Annotated in this window: 13 protein-coding genes; 11 read left to right on the top strand and 2 right to left on the bottom strand. The window is 76.0% G+C overall.

Annotated features, from left to right (window positions below; translation table 11 throughout):
* Positions 1-12: 12 nt before the first annotated feature.
* Positions 13-525 carry a Rieske (2Fe-2S) protein gene (locus tag FB586_RS01175; protein ID WP_136517511.1) on the bottom strand — a complete coding sequence of 171 codons (513 nt, stop codon included), beginning with the start codon at positions 523-525 and terminating at the stop codon, positions 13-15.
* Positions 526-686: 161 nt separating this feature from the next.
* On the opposite strand from FB586_RS01175, the gene FB586_RS01170 reads away from it, so the two are divergent.
* From FB586_RS01170 to FB586_RS01155, 4 genes are all read left to right on the top strand, one after another.
* Positions 687-1,571: a hypothetical protein gene (locus tag FB586_RS01170; RefSeq protein ID WP_136517510.1), complete on the top strand. Its 885-nt coding sequence runs from the start codon at positions 687-689 to the stop codon at positions 1,569-1,571.
* A gap of 47 nt (positions 1,572-1,618) precedes the next feature.
* Entirely contained in the window at positions 1,619-2,410 is a 792-nt protein-coding gene (locus FB586_RS01165; RefSeq protein WP_168800405.1) for a copper resistance CopC family protein, read from the top strand.
* Between the two features lie 27 nt (positions 2,411-2,437).
* Complete coding sequence (locus FB586_RS01160) at positions 2,438-4,495, top strand: bifunctional copper resistance protein CopD/cytochrome c oxidase assembly protein (protein ID WP_136517508.1); 2,058 nt, start codon at positions 2,438-2,440, stop codon at positions 4,493-4,495.
* Positions 4,496-4,730: 235 nt separating this feature from the next.
* Entirely contained in the window at positions 4,731-6,824 is a 2,094-nt protein-coding gene (locus FB586_RS01155; protein ID WP_136517507.1) for a PhoX family protein, read from the top strand.
* A gap of 65 nt (positions 6,825-6,889) precedes the next feature.
* Here FB586_RS01155 and FB586_RS01150 read toward each other — a convergent pair whose 3' ends face one another.
* On the bottom strand, positions 6,890-7,459 hold the full coding sequence (locus tag FB586_RS01150; RefSeq protein WP_136517506.1) for a MarR family winged helix-turn-helix transcriptional regulator: 570 nt from the start codon (positions 7,457-7,459) through the stop codon (positions 6,890-6,892).
* 50 nt (positions 7,460-7,509) lie between these two features.
* On the opposite strand from FB586_RS01150, the gene FB586_RS01145 reads away from it, so the two are divergent.
* The 7 genes from FB586_RS01145 (at position 7,510) to FB586_RS01115 (ending at position 14,732) form a co-directional block, all read left to right on the top strand.
* Positions 7,510-8,208, top strand: a complete 699-nt coding sequence (locus FB586_RS01145; RefSeq protein ID WP_246036291.1) for an SDR family NAD(P)-dependent oxidoreductase — start codon at positions 7,510-7,512, stop codon at positions 8,206-8,208.
* A gap of 89 nt (positions 8,209-8,297) precedes the next feature.
* Positions 8,298-10,412 carry a S9 family peptidase gene (locus tag FB586_RS01140; RefSeq protein ID WP_136517504.1) on the top strand — a complete coding sequence of 705 codons (2,115 nt, stop codon included), beginning with the start codon at positions 8,298-8,300 and terminating at the stop codon, positions 10,410-10,412.
* Positions 10,413-10,577: 165 nt separating this feature from the next.
* Positions 10,578-11,399, top strand: coding sequence for an alpha/beta fold hydrolase (locus FB586_RS01135; protein WP_136517503.1), 822 nt, complete (start codon positions 10,578-10,580; stop codon positions 11,397-11,399).
* 12 nt (positions 11,400-11,411) lie between these two features.
* Positions 11,412-12,254 (top strand): alpha/beta hydrolase, encoded by an 843-nt coding sequence (locus FB586_RS01130; RefSeq protein ID WP_136517502.1) that lies wholly within the window; start codon positions 11,412-11,414, stop codon positions 12,252-12,254.
* Positions 12,255-12,353: 99 nt separating this feature from the next.
* On the top strand, positions 12,354-13,085 hold the full coding sequence (locus tag FB586_RS01125; protein WP_136517501.1) for a hypothetical protein: 732 nt from the start codon (positions 12,354-12,356) through the stop codon (positions 13,083-13,085).
* Positions 13,086-13,227: 142 nt separating this feature from the next.
* Positions 13,228-13,452: a DUF6458 family protein gene (locus FB586_RS01120; RefSeq protein ID WP_136517500.1), complete on the top strand. Its 225-nt coding sequence runs from the start codon at positions 13,228-13,230 to the stop codon at positions 13,450-13,452.
* Between the two features lie 275 nt (positions 13,453-13,727).
* Positions 13,728-14,732, top strand: coding sequence for a chymotrypsin family serine protease (locus FB586_RS01115; protein ID WP_306419135.1), 1,005 nt, complete (start codon positions 13,728-13,730; stop codon positions 14,730-14,732).
* Positions 14,733-14,772 lie beyond the last annotated feature (40 nt).

Here is a 14,772-nt window from a genome sequence, read left to right as displayed (position 1 = left end):
GGCCCCGTCACGTCAGGCCCCCGCGGCGACGATGCCGCCGTCGTCGCCGACCGTCACCGCGAACGTCGGCAGCGGCTCCGTCGCCGGCCCGGAGACCGGCTCGCCGTCGAGCGTGAAGAGCGAGCCGTGGCACGGGCAGGACAGCGCGTCGTCCGCGGGGACGACCGTGCAGCCCTGGTGCGTGCACACGGCCGAGAGGCCGACGATCGTGCCCTCCGTCGGCTGGGTGAGCAGCACCGGGTTGCCGTCCGGCCCGGTGGCGGACAGCGCCCCGCCGACGGGGACGTCGTCCACGGACGCGAGGACCCCGTCCGGGCCCGGGGTCGCCGCACCGCCGCCCCCGCCCCCGCCGCCACCCGAGCCGCTGCACGCGGCGAGCACGCCGACCGCGGCGGTGCCGAGCGCGGCCGCGCCCACCCGGGTGAGCACGTCGCGGCGGGACGGGCAGTCGGTGCAGCCCGGCCCGTGTGCCGCTCCGGCCGGGCGCGCGTCGTGGGGGACGACGGGGGAGGTGGGGGTCGGCACGGGTCCTCCTGGCGGTCGGCGGGCCGCATCGGGTGCTGCGGCGGGGCGTGCCCGCACATCGTCACCCGTGCCGGACGCCACGGGAAGGAGGCGCCGCACGTGCGTCTCCTAATCGATTCGCGACGTGGACGCCCCGCGCACCGCCGGGCGACCGTCGTGCCGTGCTCCACGAGGACGAGGCGCACACCCGCGCCCCCGCACGCCCGTCCGCGGGCCGGCTGCTGCTGCGCGGCGGCGGGCCGGCGCTCGTCGCGCTGGTCGCTGCCGGCGCGGCGCACACCGCCGCGGGGGGGACGCTGCCGGGCACGAACGTCGTGGTCGCGGTGGTGGCCCTCGTCGTCGCCACCGGCGTCGCCGGTGCACGCGTCCTCGCGGGACGTCCCGGAGCGGCCGGCCGCGTCACGCGCCCGGTGGCCGCGGCCGCGTCCGCGCTCGCCGTCGTCGCGCTCCAGCCCGTCCTCGTCCTGCTCGCCGCCCCGGCGTCGGGGGCGACGGACGCGGCGGCCGCGACGACCGCCGCCCCCGTCGACGCGCACGCCCACCACCAGCCGGACCCGGGGTCGCGCGCGCGCGACGCCGCGGCGGACGACCCGCACGCGGGCCACGGCGGCGCAGGGGTGCACGAGCACCACGACGGCCAGGACGCCGCGGGCACGCACGAGCACCACGGTTCCCACGACGCCCACGACGCCGCGGGCACGCACGAGCACCACGACGGCCGGGACGCCGCAGGCACGCACGAGCACCACGACGTCGGCGGCACGCACGGCGGGCACGACGCCGGCGGCGCGCACGAGCACCACGCCCCGGCGGACGGAGCCGCGCAGGACGTCGCCGCACCCCCGGTCCCGCCCGCCCCGCCGGTCGGCGGTCCGGGCGACGGTCCGGGCGACGAGGCCGGCAGGACCGACCCGCGCACCCTCACGGCCGCGTCGGCCGCCGCCGCAGCGGCCGTCGTCCTCGTGGCCGGCACACGTCCCCGCGGGCGCCGGGCGCACGTGACACACCTCCCGCCCGCTGGCGCGGCCGGGCCCGCGCGGACGTGATGGGATCGAGGGACGTCAGCAGAGCACCGCGACCTCCGGGGAGAACCATGCGTCCGTCGTCCCGTCCCGTCCTCGCCGCGGCAGCGCGCCGGGGCGTCGCGCCGGTGGCGGCGCGTCCCGCGCCGTGGACCGCGGCCCTCGCGCTGCTCGTGGCGCTGGCGGCGGCCGTCACGGCCCTGCTGCTGACGGCGGCGCCCGCGTCGGCGCACAACGCGCTGCGCTCGACCGACCCGGCGGACGGGTCGACCGTGGAGGCCGCCCCCGCGCAGGTCACGCTGACGTTCGACCAGGCCGCGCTCGAGCTCGGGTCGGAGGTCGTGGTGACCGCGGAGGACGGCACGGTCGTCAGCGCCGGCCCGGTGCAGCTCGCCGACACGTCCGTCGTGCAGCCGCTGGCCGAGGACCGTCCGGCCGGCGCGTACCGGGTGGACTGGCGCGTCACGAGCGCGGACGGGCACCCCATCAGCGGCACGTTCGCCTTCACGGCGACCACCCCGGTGGGGCCGGCGGCCGCGTCCGCCGCCGACGCGACGACGACCGCCCCGACGACCGCGCCGACCGAGGAGGCGCAGACGGCGACCCCGACCGCCGAGGCGGCGACGACGTCCGCGACCGACGAGCCGACCGAGGACGCGGCCGGCGCCGGCGAGGCGGCGGGCACCGACGGCGGCCCGGGTCGCGGCGGACCGTGGCTGCCGATCCTGCTCATCGTGGCGGTCATCGTGACCGTCTTCACCGTCGCCACGCTCCGCCGGCGGCGTCGCCGTGGGGACCGCGAGGGCGGCAGCGGTGAGGGGACCGGCGCCGGCCCGTCGGGCGGGGGTCCGACGGCCGGATGAGCACCGCACGACGCCTAGGCTGATCGGGTGGAGCAGTCGACCGTCACCGGCGCGCGCCGGCTCGGCGCGCCCGCGGTCCTCACCGTCACCGGGGTGCTCGCCGTGCTCGTCGGCGTCGCGTTCAGCGGCACCGCCGCGGCGGTCGCGCTCGGCGACCCGGGGGCCGTGGTGCGGTGGGGCCTGCCGGTCGTCGAGACGCTCACCGAGCTCGCCGGCGCCCTGACGCTCGGGGCGCTCGTCCTCGCGGTGTGCGTGCTGCCGCGCCGCGTGGCGGCTGCGGACGAGCGGCGCGCGACCGCAGCGTCCTCCGCCCGCGCGACCGCGGACGGCGGCGCCTACCCCCGCAGCCTCGTCCTCGCCGGCGTCGCCGCCGGCACGTGGACCGTCCTGTCGGTCGTGCACCTCGTGCTCGCGTACGCGTCCGTCGCCGGGTCCTCGCCCACCGCGCCCGGCTTCGGCGACGAGCTCGCGCTGTTCGTCACGCAGATCGACCTGGGCCGGGCGCTCCTCACGCTGACCACGCTCGCCGCCGTCGCGACGGTCGTCGCGCTCGTCGTCGCCACGCCCACGGGGGCCGCCTGGGCAGCCGCCCTCGTCGTCGCCGCGCTGTGGCAGCTCGGGCAGACGGGGCACGCGGCGGGTGCGGCGAGCCACGAGCTCGCGACGTCGTCGCTGTTCCTGCACCTGGTGGGGGCCGCGGTGTGGATCGGTGCGCTCGCCGCGCTCGCGCTGCTCGTCGGGCGGCTCGGCACGGACGCCGGCCCCGCCGTGGCGCGGTACTCCACCATCGCCGCGTGGTGCTTCGTCGCCGTGGCCGCGTCGGGCGTCGTCAACAGCCTGGTCCGGCTCGGCGGCTGGGAGGGCCTCGGCACGCGGTACGGCGCGCTGCTCGTGGTGAAGGTCGTGCTGTTCGGGGCACTGGGGCTGCTGGGGCTGGCGCACCGGCGGCGCACCATCCCGCAGCTCGTCGGCGAGCGCGTGGGCCGACCGTTCTGGCGGCTCGTGCTCGTCGAGCTCGCCGTCATGGGCGCGGTGTCCGGCGTCGCGGTCGCCCTCGCGTCCTCGCCGCCGCCCGTGCCCGACGAGCCCGTGGCCGACGCGTCGCCCGCGTACCTGCTCACCGGCCACGCCCTGCCGCCCGAGCCGACCGCCGTGCAGTGGGTCGCGCAGTGGCGCTGGGACCTGCTCATGGCGTCGGCGGCCGTCGCCGGGATCGTCGTGTACGTCCGCTGGGTCGTGCGGCTGCGTCGCCGCGGCGACGCGTGGCCGTGGCTGCGCACCGTCTCGTGGGTGCTCGGCATGCTGACGTTCCTGTGGACGACGTCCGGCGGGCCGGCGATGTACGGGCACGTGCTGTTCAGCGCGCACATGGTGCAGCACATGGTGCTCGCGATGGTCGTGCCGATCTTCGTCGCGCTGTCCGCGCCGGTGACCCTCGCGATGCGCGCGCTGCCGGCACGGTCGACGCAGCTGCGCGGCGACGCGTCCCGCGGGCCCCGCGAGTGGGTCCTCACGCTCGTGCACTCCCGCGTCGGCACGTTCCTCGCACACCCGATCGTCGCCGCGATCAACTTCGCCGGCTCGATGGTCGTCTTCTACTACTCGCCGGTGTTCGAGTGGTCGATGCGCAGCCCCGTCGGGCACCTGGCGATGGTCCTGCACTTCTCGGTCGCGGGGTACCTGTTCGTCAACGCGCTCGTCGGCGTCGACCCGGGGCCGACCCGCCCGCCGTACCCGATGCGGCTGCTGCTGCTGTTCGCCACCATGGCGTTCCACGCGTTCTTCGGGGTCGCCCTGGTGGGCGGGGAGTCGCTGCTGGCGGCCGACTGGTTCGGGCTGATGGGGCGCCCGTGGGGGCCGTCGGCGATCCGGGACCAGCAGCTCGGCGGGTCGGTCGCGTGGGGGATCGGCGAGATCCCGACCGTGCTCGTCGCGATCGTCGTGGCCGTGCAGTGGACCCGCGACGACGAGCGGACGGCCCGGCACCGGGACCGGCGGGCGGACCGCGACGGCGACACCGAGCTCGACGAGTACAACGCGATGCTCGCCGGCCTCGCGGACCGGGACTCCGCCCGCCCGTCCTGACGCCCGCCCGGACCGCACGCCCCGACGGCCCGACCGAGCGCCGTGCAGCGTTCGTCGCGCCGCACGGCACCGACGCTGCACACCCCGCGCTGCACACCCCGCGCCGGCGCGCGGGGTCCGCGGTGACGAGAGTTCGTCGCGGCTTCACCCACCGCTCACCCTGCGTGCCGGTGACCGGTTCGTCCGGTTGCCACGCTGTGCCCGCCCCAGCACCGAGCACGACCGGAGAGCCCTGATGACCACGACCGACGACCGCGACGTCGCGGCCGGCGTCCCGCGCCGCACCCTCCTGCCCCTGCTCCCGATGGCCGGCCGCACGCACGGCCGCCGCTCCGCCGTCACCTGCCACCTGCGCTGCGGCGACGCGTGCGCGCAGCCCGTGCCGAACGAGAGCGGCAACGACTACTTCCGCGACGTCGCGTCGGCCGCGCTGTCCCGGCGCGCGGTGCTCGCGGGCGGCCTCGTCGCGGGCGCGGCGGTCGTCGTCGGCTCGGTCGTCGCCGACGCCCCGCCGGCCGCCGCGCACGACCGCGGGTGGGGCTGGGGGCGGGGCAACCTGCCGTTCCGCGCGATCCCGCCGGTGCCGGCCGCGACGGACGCCTTCACGGTGCCGCAGGGCTACCGGTGGGCGCCGCTCGTGCGCTGGGGCGACCCGATCCTGTCGCCGCGCGACGTCTTCGACCCCGCGACGATGACGCCGGAGCTCGCGGAGCGGCTGTTCGGCTACAACTGCGACTACGTCGACATCCTCGAGGAGCCGCACGGGCGCAGCGCCGTGCTCGTGGCCAACCACGAGTACACGAACGAGAACATCATGTTCCCGCCGGCCGCCACGCCCGAGGACCTGGACCGCCAGCGCCGGGTCGCGATGGCCGCGCACGGCATGTCCGTCGTCGCGCTGCACCGCCGCCGCAAGGGCCAGCCGTGGCAGTACCAGGTGGGTGCGCGCGTCAACCGGCGCATCACCGCCACGACGCCGTTCGTCCTGGACGGGCCGGCCGCCGGCTCGGACCTGCTGAAGACCGTCGCCGACCCGACGGGCACCACGGTGCTCGGCACGCTGAACAACTGCGCGGGCGGCACCACGCCGTGGGGCACCGTGCTGTCGGGCGAGGAGAACGTCAACCAGTACTTCCGCGCGCGCGGCACGGCCGAGGAGAGGCGCTACGGCTTCGCGGACAAGGAGACGACGCGCGGCTGGGAGCACGTCGACCCGCGCTTCGACGCCCGCACCCCCGGCTACGAGAACGAGCCCAACCGCTTCGGGTGGGTCGTCGAGGTCGACCCGCAGGACCCGACGGCGCCGCCCGTGAAGCACACGGCCCTCGGCCGCTTCAAGCACGAGGGCGCGAACGTGATCGTCGGCCGGTCGGGCCACGTCGCCGCGTACATGGGCGACGACGAGCGGTTCGACTACCTCTACAAGTTCGTCTCGAAGGACCGGTACCGCCCGGGCACCCGGCACCGTGCGCGCAACAAGCAGCTGCTGTCCGCCGGCAACCTGTACGTCGCGCGCTTCCACGGCGACTCGCCGGTCGAGGAGATCACCGGCACCGGTGCGCTGCCGTCCGACGGCGCGTTCGACGGCACGGGGGAGTGGGTGCCGCTGGTGCTCGACGGCGTCAGCCAGGTGCCCGGCTTCACGACGGAGCAGGTGCTCGTGCACACGCGTCTGGCCGCCGACGCCGTGGGCGCGACGAAGATGGACCGCCCCGAGGACGTCGAGCCCAACCCCGTGACGGGCCGCGTGTACGTCGCGTGCACGAACAACACCGACCGCGGCAAGGCCGGCAAGGAGGGCGCCACCGAGCCGAACCCGCGCGTGGAGAACCGGCACGGGCACGTCGTCGAGATCACCGAGGCCGGCAACGACCCGCGGTCGACGACCTTCGGCTGGAGCATCCTGCTGCTCGCGGGCGACCCGGCCACCACGTCGGGCACCTACTTCGCGGGCTTCCCGCCGGAGAAGGTCTCGCCGATCTCCTGCCCCGACAACGTCGCCTTCGACTCCGAGGGCAACCTGTGGATCTCCACGGACGGGCAGCCCGGCACGATCGGGTACGGCGACGGCCTGTTCAAGGTGCCGCTCACCGGGCGCGAGCGCGGCCACGTGCAGCAGTTCCTCTCCGTGCCCGCGGGCGCGGAGACCTGCGGGCCCGTGATCCGGGACAAGGACGAGATGGTCTACGTCGCGGTGCAGCACCCAGGCGAGGACGGCTCGTGGGACGCCCAGCAGTCGTTCTTCCCCGACTACGTGGCCCCGGGCACGCTCGACCGCGGCCGCTGGGGCGGTCCGCGCCCGAGCGTCGTGCAGGTCTGGCGGGACTGACGCGGTGACCTGCCGGCCCGCCGCACCACGCGTGCGGCGGGCCGGCGTCGCCGTACCCGGCGAGGTCAGGAGGCCGGAGACGCGCTGCCGCGAGGGGCCGGTGCCCGGCCCTCGACGTGCCGCCGCCACCGGTCGAGCACGTCCTCGAGCTGTACCAGGGTCTCGTCCTCGAGGCCGGCGACGAGCTCGTCGTCCGCCTCGAGGACGGACCGTGCCAGCGTCTCGACGCGCGCGTGGCCGGCCGGTGCCAGGGCGACCTCGACGGTGCGGCCGGCGCCCGCGCGCCGCTCGACCAGCCCGTCACGCTCGGCGCGTGCCACGCGCTGCGAGATCGCCCCGGCGGTGACGAGGCACCGGTCGGCGAGCTCCCGGGTCGTGAGCCGGTAGGGCGGGCCGGCGCGCCGGAGGGTGCTGAGCAGGTCCAGCGTCGCCGCGTCGGTGCCCAGCTCGTACAGGACCGACTCGCGTCGTCGACGCAGCGCGGCGGCGAGCAGCTTCGCAGCCGTCACCACGGGGACCGAGCGGGTCGGCACGCCGGGCAGCTCGCGGGCCCACGCGGCGGCGACCTCGTGCGCGTCGGGGCGGGCCGTGGGAGCCGAGGGCGCGGGAGGGGCTTGCGGGTCGTCGGGTCGCACGTTTAGATCTAAACATGGACGGGTGCGGGCGGCGAGGCCGGGCGGTGCTGGTGACCGGCGGCAGCCGCGGCATCGGCCGCGCCGTCGCGCGGGCCTTCGTCGACGCCGGCGACCTCGTCACGGTGACGGGGCGTGGTCGGGGACTCGACGCGGCCGCGGCCGCGCTGGGCGCCCGCGCCCTGCGGCTGGACCTCGAGGACGTGTCGTCGGTCGCGGCGCTCGCCGAGGCGTTCCCGGAGGGGGTCGACGTCGTCGTCAACAACGCCGGCGCCTTCGTGGGCACCCCACCCGCTGCCGACGCCCCGATCGAGGACGTGGCCCGGCACTGGCAGCGCAACCTCCAGGTCAACGTCGTGGGCGCCGCGCTCGTCGTGCGCGTCCTCGAGCCCGTCCTGAGGGCCGGCGGCGCGGTCGTGAGCATCGGGTCCATCGGCGCGGAGTACGCCGCGAACCCGTACTCCGTGGCGAAGGCGGCCCTCGCGGCCTGGAACGTCGGCCTCTCGGAGCGTCTGGGCCCGCGCGACGTCACCGCGAACGTCGTCGCCCCCGGGTACGTGGAGGGGACGGAGCTGTTCGGCGGCCCCCTCACCGAGGAGCGCCGCGCGAGCCTGGTCGCGCGCACCCACCTGGGACGGGCGAGCCGTCCGGAGGACGTCGCCGCCGTCGTGGCGTTCCTCGCCTCACCAGCGGCGCGCAACGTCACGGGCCAGACTCTGCACGTCGACGCCGGGGCGCACACGACCCGCTGACGACCGGACGTGAGGCGCGACCGAGCACGACGCCAGGCGACACGGAAAGCGCTCGGCCCGTCGGCGGGCGGCCGTGATAGACCGGTCCGGTGAGCGAACCCACCACCCCCGACGTCCCCGCGACGCCGTTCCACGACCTGGACGCGTACCTCGCCCTCCCGCGCCTCGGCGGCCTGCGCCTCTCGCCCGACGGCACGCGCCTCGTCACGGCCGTGCAGACCCTGGACCGCAAGCGCACCGCCTGGGTGACCGCCCTGTGGGAGGTCGACCCCGCCGGTGAGAAGCCCGCGCGGCGCCTGACCCGCAGCGCGAAGAGCGAGTCGTCCGCGGCGTTCACGCCGTCCGGCGACCTGCTGTTCACGAGCGCCCGTCCCGACCCCGACGCCGACGACCCGGACGCGGACCCGAAGGCGGCGCTGTGGCTGCTGCCGGCCGACGGCGCGGAGGCCCGCGTCGTCGCGTCCCGCGCGTCCGGCGTGGGCGGGGTGCAGGTCGCGACCGACGCCCCGACCGTGCTGGTCGTCTCCGACGTCCTGCCGTCCGCGGCCGACGACGAGGCCGACGCGCGCATCGCGAAGGAGCGCAAGGACAAGAAGGTCGCGGCGATCCTGCACGACTCGTACCCGATCCGGTACTGGGACCACGACCTGGGCCCCGCCACGCCGCACGCGTTCGTCGCGACGGTCTCGGACGACGTCGCCGCGCCGGTCGCCGGGGAGCGGGACCCGCGCCTGGAGCTGCGCGACGTCACGCCCGACGCCGCGGGCGCGCTGCGCGAGCAGCACCCCGTCCTCACGCCCGACGGCCGCACGGTCGTCACGTCCTGGGGCCGCAACGCCGCTCGCGGCAACGTGCGCACCGACCTCGTGACGATCGACGTCGCGACGGGCGAGCGCACGGTGCTCGTCACCGACCCGGACGCCGACCTCGGCGACCCCCTCGTCTCGCCCGACGGCCGCTGGGTCGCCTACACCCGCGAGACGCTGTCGACGCCGTACGACGCCCCGCGCTACGAGCTCTGGGTCGTCGCGCTCACCGGCGGCGAGCCGCGCCGCCTGGGCGCCGACTGGGACCGCTGGCCCGGGGCCAAGGTGTGGCTGCCGACGTCCGACGGGCTGGTCGTCGTGGCCGACGACGACGGCCGCGCGCCGATGTTCCACGTGGAACTGAGCTCGGGCGCCGTGACGCGCCTCACCAGCGACGACGCCGCGTTCAGCGACGTGCAGGTGGCGCCCGACGGCCGCACGGCGTACGCCCTGCGGACGTCCTACGAGGCGCCCGCGCACCCCGTCCGCATCGACCTCGCCGCCGCGCTCGAGGGCGGCGCCCCCGTCGCCGCGACCCCGCTGCCCGCCCCGGCCCCGCTGCCGGCCCTGCCGGGCCGGATCGAGGAGGTCGAGACGACCGCGGAGGACGGCTCGCGCGTGCGCGCGTGGCTCGCGCTGCCCGAGGGTGCGTCGGCCGACGACCCCGCGCCGTTCCTGCTGTGGATCCACGGCGGGCCGCTCGGGTCGTGGAACGCGTGGTCGTGGCGCTGGAACCCGTGGCTGCTCGTCGCCCAGGGGTACGCCGTCCTGCTGCCCGACCCGGCGCTGTCGACCGGGTACGGGCAGGAGTTCATCCAGCGCGGCTGGGGCGCGTGGGGCAAGGCCCCGTACACGGACCTCATGGCGGTCACCGACGCCGCGCTGCAGCGTCCGGACCTCGACGAGACCCGCACGGCCGCGATGGGTGGCTCCTTCGGCGGGTACATGGCCAACTGGGTCGCCGGCCACACCGACCGCTTCCGGGCGATCGTCACGCACGCGAGCCTGTGGGCCCTCGACCAGTTCGGGCCGACGACCGACGCGTCGTACTACTGGCAGCGCGAGATGACGCCGGAGATGGCGCTGGAGAACTCGCCGCACCGGTTCGTCGGCGACATCGTCACGCCGATGCTCGTCATCCACGGCGACAAGGACTACCGCGTGCCGATCGGCGAGGGCCTGCGCCTGTGGTACGAGCTGCTGTCCGCCTCCGGCCTGCCCGCGGACGACGAGGGCCGCAGCCCGCACCGGTTCCTGTACTTCCCGGACGAGAACCACTGGATCCTGACCCCGCAGCACGCGAAGGTCTGGTACCAGACCGTGGAGGCGTTCCTCGCGACGCACGTGCTCGAGCAGACCGGGGACGACGCGGTCGCCTACCCGGAGATCCTCGGCTGACGCCGTAGGCCGACGCACGACGCCCCGTCGCCCGCCGCGTGCGGACGGCGGGGCGTCGCCGTCCCGCCGGACGTCCCCCGACCAGGCGCACCCCGGGTCTGGTGCGAAACGGGCGAATGCGGACAGTATCGAGGTGTCCGTCCGTCCAGCAGGGGGAGGAACGACATGCCGTACGTGACAGCGCACGACGGGGCGCAGATCTTCTACAAGGACTGGGGCGACGGGCCGCCGGTCGTCCTGAGCCACGGGTGGCCGCTGAACGCGGACGCCTGGGACGCGGCGGCGCTCTTCCTCGCGGAGCACGGCCACCGCGCGGTCGCGCACGACCGGCGGGGCCACGGCCGGTCGACCCAGACCTGGGACGGCAACGAGATGGACACGTACGCCGACGACCTCGCGTGCCTGCTCGACCAGCTCGACCTCACCGACGTGACTCTCGTGGGGCACTCGACGGGCGGCGGCGAGGTCGTGCGGTACGTCGGCCGGCACGGCACCGCGCGCGTCGCACGCCTCGTCCTGGTGAGCGCGGTGCCCCCGCTCATGCTGCGGACCGAGGACAACCCGGAGGGCCTGCCGGTCGACGTGTTCGACGGGCTGCGGGCGGGGGAGCGGGCGAACCGGTCCCAGCTGTACCGCGACCTCGCCGACGGCCCGTTCTTCGGCCACAACCGCACGCACGACGTGCCGCAGGGGTTCCGCGACGCGTTCTGGCTGCAGGGCATGGCGTGCGGGCACCGGGCCGCGTACGAGTGCATCGCGGCCTTCTCCGGGACGGACTTCCGCCCCGACCTCGCGAAGGTCGACGTCCCCACGCTCGTGATCCACGGGGACGACGACCAGATCGTGCCGTTCGAGGTCGGCGGGAAGCGCACCGTCGACCTCGTGGACGGCGCCACGCTGACGGTCTACGAGGGGAGCGGGCACGCGCTGCCCGACACCGACCGGGACCGTCTGCACGCCGACCTGCTCGCGTTCGTCGACGGCTGAGGGAGCACCGCCATGTCCGACCCGACCGGCACCACGACACCCGGCACGATCGTCCTCGTCCATGGGCTGTGGATGACACCGCGCAGCTGGGAGCACTGGGTCCCGTACTACGAGGAGAAGGGGTTCACCGTCCTCACCCCGGGCTACCCGGGCTTCGAGGTCGAGGTGGAGGGGCTCCGGGAGGACCCCGAGCGCATCGCCCGCCTCACGGTCCCCGAGGTGGTGGACCACCTCGCCCAGGTGGTGGAGTCCACGCCGACCCCGCCGATCATCATCGGCCACTCGTTCGGCGGGACCCTCACGCAGCTGCTGCTGGCCCGGGGGCTCGGCTCGGTGGGCGTCGCGATCGACTCCGCGCCGACCGAGGGCGTCCGCGTGAGCCCGCTGTCCCAGGCGCGGTCCCTGCTGCCCGCCCTGCGCAGCCCGGCCAACCGCCGCCGGGCGGTGGCGTTCACCCCCGAGGAGTTCCGGTACGCGTTCACCAACACCCTCTCGGAGGAGGACTCGCTGCGGGTGTGGGAGCGGTACGCGATCGCCGCTCCCGGGCACTGGATCTTCGAGTACGGCCTGTTCGCGAACGTGAAGCCGGGGCGGCAGGAGACGTGGGTGGACTACGACGCCGACCGCGCCCCGCTGCTGTTCGTCGCGGGGGAGAAGGACCACATCATGCCGCCCTCGGTGAACCGGTCGAACGCCCGGCACTACCACCGGTCGCCGGCCGTCACGGACTACGTCGAGCTGCCCGGGCGCGACCACTGGACGTGCGGCGCACCCGGCTGGGAGGAGGTCGCGGACCTCGCGCTCGAGTGGGCCCTCGACCACGCGCGCGTCGACCGGCCCTGGGCGACCGTCTGACTCTCGACGTGGGGACGGCGGGGCGTCGTCGTCCCGGCCGTGACGCACCTCGCGCGCCGCCGTCCTCACGTCGTCCCCGGGAGAGGCCGATGAGCAGGTGTGGAGACGATCGCAGCCGACCGCGCACCGCACCGCTGCTCACCCCTGCTGGCAGCCGTCGTGCTGCTCGCCGCCCTCACCGCGTGCTCGGTGCCGGCGCCCGGCGAGGCTCCGACCAGCTCGACGGTCTCGACGCCCGCACCCACCGACGCTGCGGAGGCGAGCCCGCCGGTCGCCGCCGACCTCACGGACCACGTCGGCTTCCGCGCGGACGAGCTCGTGCTCCCGCCGGACGCCGCCCAGCACCTGCCCGCCGACGCGCTCGCCGCGGCCCCGCAGTCGGTCCTCGACACGTTCATGGTCCTGCTGGAGACCTCCCGCGAGACCCAGAACGAGGACGCACGCACGCTCGACGAGTACGAGCCCGTCCGACCGCACCTGACCGCGTGGGCCTGGGGGCGTCTCACGGAGCTCCTCGCCGCGGGCGACACCGACGCGGTCAACGCCCTGGTGCCGTCCTCGCAGGTCGCCGGCTCGGACGCGGGTTCCGGAGACACGATGACGGTGGAGAGCGCCAACCCGTACCGCCGGAACGGGGCGCCCGCGGTGGAGCTCGTGGTCAAGGACGACGGCACCCCGGGGCTGAAGGTGACCTTCCCCTACGTCCGGTCGTTCACCCTGGCCGACGGCGAGCTGTACGAGACGGGCTGGAGCCAGTCGCTGTGGTTCGTCCACGAGGGCGGCACCTGGGTGATCGACAACTGGTTCGCCGAGCCCGTCGAGCTGGCGTAGCACGAACGCGCGGGGCACAACCGCCCGAGGGGATGGTCCGGTCCGCCCGCCGACCGCTCGACGTGCGGGCCCGCCCGGTCACCGGAAGACTCGCCGCCACCACGACCGGGGCGCCGTCCCGGTCCCGGCTGAAGGAGCGGACATGGGCATCGGAGGCGGCATCGCACTCCTGGTCATCGGCGCGATCCTCTCGTTCGGCGTCGCCGACCGGTTCGAGGGCGTCGACCTGACGGTGATCGGGTACATCCTCATGGGCGGCGGCCTGATCTGGCTGATCGCGGCGATCGCCCTGAACGCGCAGCGCAGCAACACGTCGCACCGCGAGGTCATCGAGCGGCACGACAACCCGCCGGCGCCGCGCGCCTGAGCGGGTCCGGCGGGCCGCCCGACGGCACGCCGCCGTGACACCCGGGGCCGGTCGGGACCGCCCGCACGGGTGCGGTCCCGGCCGGCGTCGTCGTGCCACGGCAGGGCGGGTCCGGTGCGTCCGAGCGGTGGGACGCACCGCCGCAGCGCGCGCGGCTGTCGGTGGCCGCCGCCACACTGACGACCCGACGGGACGGACCCGACGGATCGGACGGGGCGGCGCGACGCGGTGAGCGCGCGTCGGCCGCGGACGGCGCACGACGCAGGGAGCAGCGGATGAGGATGGACCACGGGGAGGCCAGGCAGGCCAAGGCGCACGCGTCGACGGTGGCCCGCGAGCTCGCGGAGCGCCGCGTCCGGGTGTCGACCGCAGGGCCGGCCGAGGCGCCGCTGGCGATCGGCGTCGCCGTCGACGGGCACGGCGGCTACGGCGTCGCCGTCCGGTACCGGCTCGGGCTGCCCGGCATCCGGTCCATCGCCCGCCGGCTGGTGGACGAGATCGGCCCGCCCGTCGACGTGCGCCGGACCGGGCGCATCCGCCCCCTCGCGGCGGACGACCGTCCCGTGCGTACCCGCCCTCCCGTGGTGACCGCCCAGTCACTCGGCGAGACGGGCCGCGTGCGGCCCCTGCGGCCCGGGGTCTCCGTCGCGCACGTCGACGTCAGCGCCGGCACCCTCGGCGCGTTCGTGCTGGTCGGGGGCCGCCTGCACGCGCTGTCCAACCACCACGTCCTCGCCGGGGCACCGGGTGCCCAGGTCGGCGACGTGGTCGTGCAGCCGGGACCGGCCGACGGCGGCACGGCGTCCCGGGACCGCATCGGCACGCTCGCGGCGGGCGTCCCGCTCAAGCGCGGCGCCACGGCCCACGTCGACGCGGCCGTCGCGCTGCTCGACGAGCAGGAGGTCGACCCGACGTACCCGGTGGGGCGGGTGACGGCCACCGCGCGCGCGGTCGGCGGGGAGCAGGTGGGCAAGATCGGGCGGACCACCGCCGTGACGACGGGGCGCGTCACCGCCATCGAGCTCGACGACGTCGTGGTCGGGTACGGCGAGGAGCTCGGCGAGCTCGCGTTCGACGACCAGATCGAGGTGGAGAGCACGGGGCGCGTTCCGTTCTCGCGCGGCGGCGACTCGGGCTCGCTCGTCTACCGCGAGGACGGTGTCGCGCTCGGACTTCTCTTTGCCGGGTCGGAGTCCGGGGGTCAGAATGGAGTTGGACTGACGTACGTCAACCCGATCGACGCCGTTCTCGGCGCGCTGGACGCCACGCTGCTCGCCTGACGCGGGCCCGTGCCCGCCGCCGGGGGCCGGAAGGTGGACC

Source organism: Cellulomonas telluris, from assembly GCF_004886325.1.
In the GTDB taxonomy this organism is placed as follows: Bacteria; Actinomycetota; Actinomycetes; order Actinomycetales; family Cellulomonadaceae; genus Cellulomonas; species Cellulomonas telluris.
Note: the sequence above shows the minus strand (reverse complement) of the source record. Positions and strands in the feature narration are given on the sequence as shown.